Consider the following 6344-nt stretch of genomic DNA (forward strand, 5'->3'; position numbering starts at 1 on the left):
GCCAGCAAAAAGGTTCAACTTACCCGCGTGACATACGCCCCGGTGCGGGTATCCACCCGAATGATATCGCCCTGCTTGACAAAGGCCGGCACCTGCACTTCCAGCCCGGTCTCCGTCACCACCTTCTTGGTCACGCCGGTCGCCGTATCGCCGCGCACCGCCACTTCTGCCTGCACCACTTCCATGTCCACCGTGATGGGGAATTCCACCGTCAGCGGCTCGCTTTGGTAAAAGGTCAGTTTGACTTCCATGCCATCCTTGAGGAACCTGGCATCATCCCCCAGCACCTTTGCCGGAATGGCGAACTGCTCGAACGTCTCGTTGTCCATAAAATGGTAAAACTCGCCGTCGGTGTAGAGATACTGGGCATTGTGGTGGTCTAACTGCACATCTTGCACCTGGTTGCCGGAAGGGAAAGTGCGGTCAATAATCGCGCCGGAGCGCAAGTCACGCGCCTTGACACGAATCGTCGCCTTGCCCCGACCAGGCTTGTGGTGATGATAATCCAGCACCCGATAAAGGTTGCCGTCCAGTTCAAAAATGACACCCTTGCGCAAATCGTTCACATCGATCATTGTCTCATCTCCCAAATTGAGGTAGAGAAATTATACCAAACTCCGCTGCTTGCGATGCGTGGAAGGCCATGCTAAGATAAGGCATCCCCGCTGGGGGAACCCATTCATTCGGAGGCCGTCCATGCCCAAAAAGCACTTGCTGCCCCGCATTGCCCGCACCACCCTGATGCTCACCGCCCTCTTTGCGGTGGACAAAGTGCTGGCCTTCACCCGCCAGATCATCATCGGCCATGAATTCGGCCTCTCGGCCTCTCTGGACGCCTTCAACGCGGCCAACAACCTGCCCGACCTGCTGTTTGCGCTCATTTCGGGCGGCGCGCTGGCCATGGCTTTCATTCCAGTGCTCTCCGAATACCGCACTACGCGCGGCCGCGACGCCCTGTGGGAATTGTTTTCCCGCATCGCCAACCTGGCCTTCCTGACCACGGCGGCGCTGGCCGTGCTCATTGCCATTTTCGCCCTGCCGCTCATCCGCTGGGAATTCGGCATTGCCCCCCACTTCACCCCCGCCCAACAGCGGCTGGCGGCCTCGTTGATGCGGCTCGACCTCATCGGCACGGTCATCTTTTCCCTCAGCGGCCTGGTCACCGCCGGTTTGCAAGCCAACCAGCACTTCTTCCTGCCCGCGGTGGCCCCGCTGATGTATAACCTGGGGCAAATTTTCGGCGCGGCGGTGCTGGCCCCCGAAAAAGGGCTGTCGCTGGGTCCGGTCCACCTGCCCGGCTTCGGTTTCGGCATTCACGGCCTGGTGTATGGCGTGCTCATCGGGGCGGTGCTGCACCTGGGGGTGCAAATTCCCGCGCTGGTGCGCTACGGCTTCCGCTGGCACGCGCTCATCGGGCTGCGGCATCCGGGTGTGGTCAAGGTACTGCGCCTGATGGGCCCGCGCGTACTGACCATGTTCTTCATCCAACTGGTGTTTCTGGCGCGCGACAACCTGGCTTCACGGGTAGGCACCGGCGCGGTCAGCGCGCTGGCTTACGGCTGGTTCATCATGCAGGTGCCAGAAACCCTTCTGGGCACGGCGCTGGGGCTGGTGCTGCTGCCCACGCTTTCCGAACAAATCGCCCGCGGCGATTGGAAAGCCTTTGCCGCCACCTTCAACCGAGGCGTGCAGGGGCTTTTAGGGCTTACCCTGCCCATTGCAGCGGTGCTGGCCGTGGCGTTACCCGGCCTGCTGCCGGTGTTGGGGTTAGGGGCCGCAGGCACCCAGCTGGTGGTGTGGACGACCCGCGCCTATCTGCTCGGCCTGGCGGGGCACAGCCTGCTGGAACTCGCGACGCGCGGCTTTTATGCACAGCAAGACGCCAAAACGCCCCTGCTGGCTTCCGCGCTCAACAGCGCGGCCTACATTGGGTTGGGGGTGCTGGCAATCCTTTCTGGCAAGAACCTGGGCGCAGAAGGCACGCTGTTCGGCGCGACGGGCATTGGCCTGGCGAACGCCATCGCCTTCACCACGGAGGCTACGCTGCTCTTCTTCCTGCTCCACCGGCGGCGCCGCGAAGTGCCCGCCTTCGACAGTGCGCCGCGTGATGCTTTGCTGGGTGCGCTGGCAGGCGGGTTGGTGGGGGCTGCGGTCATGGCTTATGCACCCGCTCCGCTACTGGCCCGCGGCCTGGCCGCTTCGGCATTAGGGGCGCTGGCAGCATTGCCGTTCATTTGGAAAGAGGGCAAAGCCCTGCTGAGCTGGTAAAAAAAGACCTGACAGGTTTCAAAAAACCCGTCAGGTCTGCGCTGCATCCTGCAACCTGCATCCTGCAACCTGCAACCTGCATCTTGCATCACGCACCCTGCAACCTGCTTACACCTGCACGGCCTCCGGCTGCGGTGCCTGACTGCCCGCCATCAGCAACCCAAGTTCGGTGCGCTCCGCTTTCTCTGCATCCAACACAGCCACAATCTTGCCGTGATACATAACCGCTATCCGGTCGGCCAGCGACATGATTTCATCAAGTTCGGCAGAAATCAATAACACCGCTGCGCCCTGGTCGCGCATCTGGATGATGCGCTTGTGAATGTACTCAATCGAGCCAACATCCAGGCCGCGCGTCGGCTGATTAGCAACCAGCAGTTTGAGGGGGCGGCTGAACTCACGAGCCACGATCACCTTTTGCTGATTGCCGCCAGAAAGCGAGCCTGCTGTGGTAAAAATGCTCGGTGTACGCACGTCGAACTGCTCGACCAGCCGGTGGGCGTTTTCAATCACCGCCGCCTGATTGCGCTGCATTCCTTTGGCAAAAGGCGGTTTGTAGTAAGTGCACAGCACCAGGTTGTCGGCAATGGTGTAAGAAAGCACCAGGCCATGCTTCTGCCGGTCTTCGGGGATGTGACCCATCCCATGCTCGATAAGGAAGCGCGGGGCACGCGGCGGCACGGCGTGTCCGCCCAAAAGCACTTTACCATCCCGAATGTGGCGCAAGCCGGTAATGGCTTCCACTAACTCGGTCTGGCCATTGCCCTGCACACCAGCAATTCCCAGAATCTCGCCAGCGCGCACCTCCAGGTTCACGCCATCCACGGCAAGCAGGCCGCGCTCGTCTTCTACCTTCAGGTCGCGCACCTCTAACACCACGTCGCCGGGGTTGGCAGGGCCTTTGTCCACCTGGAGCACGACTTCCCGCCCCACCATCATGGCCGCCAGCCCTTGCTCGTTGGTTTCCTGGGGGGTCGTCGTGCCGACGACCTTGCCGCGGCGCATCACCGTGATGTGATCGGCAATTTCCATCACCTCTTTGAGTTTGTGGGTGATGAAAATAATCGAAACGCCGCGCTCGGTCAGTTGGCGCATGATCACAAAAAGTTCTTCGACTTCCTGGGGGGTCAACACCGCCGTCGGCTCATCCAGCACCAGCACCTTAGCCTCGCGATAAAGCGCCTTGAGAATTTCCACGCGCTGCTGCACGCCCACGGGCAGGTCTTCCACCACCGCGTCGGGGTCAACTTCCAGCCCATACTGGCCAGAAAGCCGCTGCACAGCCTCACGCGCCGCCTTCAGGTCCAGCGACCAGCCCTTCGTAGGCTCTGCGCCCAAAATCAGGTTCTCGGCCACCGTAAACACCGGCACCAACATGAAGTGCTGGTGCACCATCCCAATACCCAGCCGAATGGCGTCGTGAGGGCTATCGATGGTCACCTTCTGGCCGTCCACGAAAATTTCGCCCTCGTCGGGATGGTAAAGGCCGTAGATAATGTTCATCAGCGTGGTCTTGCCCGCGCCGTTCTCGCCCAGCAAGGCATGCACTTCACCCTTGCGCAGGCTGAAATTGACATGGTCGTTTGCCAAAACGCCGGGGAAGCGTTTGACGATGTTGCGGACTTCCAAAGCCATTTCGCTCATAGGTTGCTCCCAAAAGCGTTGCCGGAAAGCGCCACTGCGCCCCGATTAGCCTTCTTTCTCGTAGGGAATACCATCGGCCGCGGGGGGACGCGCCCGCCCCACAAAGCCCGCCAGCACGATAATGGTCAACAGGTAAGGCAACATCCCGATGAACTGGGGAGGGATGTTAATTTCGCCGCCGAACTGCAACTGGGTTTGCAACGCCGTTGCGAAGCCAAAGAGCAGCGCCGCCCCCCACGAGCCCAAAGGCGTCCACTTGCCGAAAATCATCACGGCCAAGGCCACAAAGCCGCGCCCGTTGGTCATGGAACGCTCGAATGAGCCCACGGCTTCCAGTGAAAGGTAGGCCCCGGCCAACCCGGCCAACGCCCCGCCAACCACGACGTTGACGTAACGCACCAGGTAAACATCAATGCCCAGGGTGTCGGCCGCTCGCGGGTGCTCGCCCACCGCCCGGGTGCGCAACCCCCACGGGGTGTAGAACAGCACATAGTGCACCACAAAGACCAGGACAATCGACGCATAGGTAATCGGCGGGTTATTGAACAGCACCGGCCCAATGAGCGGAATTTTCGCCAATGGTCCCAAGGGAATGGGGTTAAGTTTGCCGTGGCCGCTCAAACCGACCTTGTAGAAATAGCCCGTCAGCCCAATGGCAAGGATATTGATGACAGTGCCACCGATGATCTGGTCAATTTTCAACGTAACCGACATAAAGGCCAGCAGCAGCCCCATCAGTGCGCCAATGAGAATGCCCGCCGTGACGCCCAGCAGCAGGTTGCCGGTGTAAACATTGACCAGGAAAGCAACAAAAGCCGCCATCAGCATCTGGCCTTCGATACCGATGTTGATCACCGCGGCGCGCTCGCCCATCAAACCACACAGCGCGCCCAGCACCAAGGGCACCGACTGGCGCAGCGTCGAGGCCAAAACTGCCTCGGTGACCTGCGGTGTGCGGGCATAGTAGTAAAAGATCACCCCCATGATCACCACAGCCGTTGTCAGCCCAATGCCCCAGCGCTTCCAAAACAGTTTCCAGTTTGCAAACGATGCCGGTGTATTCATACTTCACCTCAATGGGAACCCCAGCCTGTGCTGAGCGTAATCTTTTCACCTTCCTCGGCAGCCCGCATTCGCAACAGCCAGCGCACAATCATATCGGCTGCCACAAAGAAGAGCATCAACGCCTGTACCACGTCGGTGATTTCCTGCGCCACATGCGCTTTGAACTGCATTTGGTTAGAGCCTGCTCGCATTGCGCCCAGAAGCAGCGCCGCGGGAATCACACCAAAGGGGTCGGTCTTGCCCAAGAGGGCCACGGTGATGCCGTCAAAGCCCAAATTGGCGTTGAAACCGGGTTCATAACGCCCCACCACGCCCTGGGTTTCCACCGCGCCGCCAATGCCGGCGAACAGGGCGCTGATGACCATCGTCAAAATGATGGTACGGGCGACTTTCATGCCCGCATAGCGCGCGGCGTGCGGGTTCTGCCCTACCGTGCGGATTTCAAACCCCAGCGTGGTGCGCTGGAGAATCCACCACGCCACCGCCGCAGCCACCACCGCCAGCACAAAGCCAAATGGCATCCACCCCCAGGTAGGCAATTTCGCCGAATCCAAAATTTGGGGCGTGCGGGCGATGATGTTGCCCGGCGTGCGGTCTTTCAAAGGCCCGTTGGCGAGGTAATCGGTGAACCCCATCGCGACATAGTTCAACATGATGGTGGTGATGACTTCGTGTGCGCCGGTGTAGGTCTTCAGCGCGCCCGGAATTGCACCATACAAACCACCGGCGATGGCCCCCGCCGTCAACGCCACAGCCGCATGGATGCCGGGCGGCAAACCGTGAACACCAAACCCCACGGCTGCAGCGGTAATGGCACCGAAGAGCAACTGCCCCTGCGCACCAATGTTAAACAAGCCTGCTTTAAACGCAAAGGCCACCGCTAAACCGCTAAAAATCAAAGGGGTGGTCTTCTCTAAAGTACGTTGCCACCCACGGGCACTGCCGAAGGCCCCCTGGGCTAACGCTTCATAAGCCTTCCAGGCAGATGCCCCCGAGGCCTCGATGATGATAGCGCCAATGATCAACGCCAGCACCACCGCCCCCAAGGGCACCGCCACACTGCGCACAAAGCGCTTTACGGTTCCCCACGTGCTTTTCTTCTCAACTTGTTCGGCCATGAACACCCTCAATTCAGTTGGGATACGATGTCACAAACACATCGCCGCCAAAGAACAGGCGTAATTGTACCGCATTCTACGCAAACCTTCTCACTTTTTGACCGCACGGGAGCACTCATAAGTTGTAGAATCAGGCAGCAAGGGGCCAGCCGGTGGTGGGAGACCAAGCATCGCTCAACCAGGCTGCTCGCGCTTTGGCGGTCATTTCAGCCCCGTATGGCGTCCATCGAGCACCGGCTCGTTTGAGCC

The 6344-nt window shown here is 60.1% G+C and carries 5 protein-coding genes; 1 reads left to right on the forward strand and 4 read right to left on the reverse strand.

Translation table 11 applies throughout. The features are described from left to right. Positions 1-14: 14 nt before the first annotated feature. Positions 15-575 carry an elongation factor P gene (efp, locus tag ENJ54_06995; GenBank protein HFC09577.1) on the reverse strand — a complete coding sequence of 187 codons (561 nt, stop codon included), beginning with the start codon at positions 573-575 and terminating at the stop codon, positions 15-17. 121 nt (positions 576-696) lie between these two features. On the opposite strand from efp, the gene ENJ54_07000 reads away from it, so the two are divergent. After that, positions 697-2268, forward strand: coding sequence for a murein biosynthesis integral membrane protein MurJ (locus ENJ54_07000; GenBank protein ID HFC09578.1), 1572 nt, complete (start codon positions 697-699; stop codon positions 2266-2268). 108 nt (positions 2269-2376) lie between these two features. On the opposite strand, the gene ENJ54_07005 is transcribed toward ENJ54_07000, so the two are convergent. The 3 genes from ENJ54_07005 to ENJ54_07015 form a co-directional block, all read right to left on the reverse strand. Continuing rightward, positions 2377-3912: an ABC transporter ATP-binding protein gene (locus ENJ54_07005; protein HFC09579.1), complete on the reverse strand. Its 1536-nt coding sequence runs from the start codon at positions 3910-3912 to the stop codon at positions 2377-2379. A gap of 45 nt (positions 3913-3957) precedes the next feature. Continuing rightward, on the reverse strand, positions 3958-4896 hold the full coding sequence (locus ENJ54_07010) for an ABC transporter permease (GenBank protein HFC09580.1): 939 nt from the start codon (positions 4894-4896) through the stop codon (positions 3958-3960). An 89-nt stretch (positions 4897-4985) separates the two neighbouring features. Further along, on the reverse strand, positions 4986-6095 hold the full coding sequence (locus ENJ54_07015) for an ABC transporter permease (GenBank protein HFC09581.1): 1110 nt from the start codon (positions 6093-6095) through the stop codon (positions 4986-4988). Positions 6096-6344: the final 249 nt, after the last annotated feature.

The organism is Chloroflexota bacterium, from assembly GCA_011322445.1.
Classification (GTDB): Bacteria; Chloroflexota; Anaerolineae; order Anaerolineales; family DRMV01; genus DRMV01.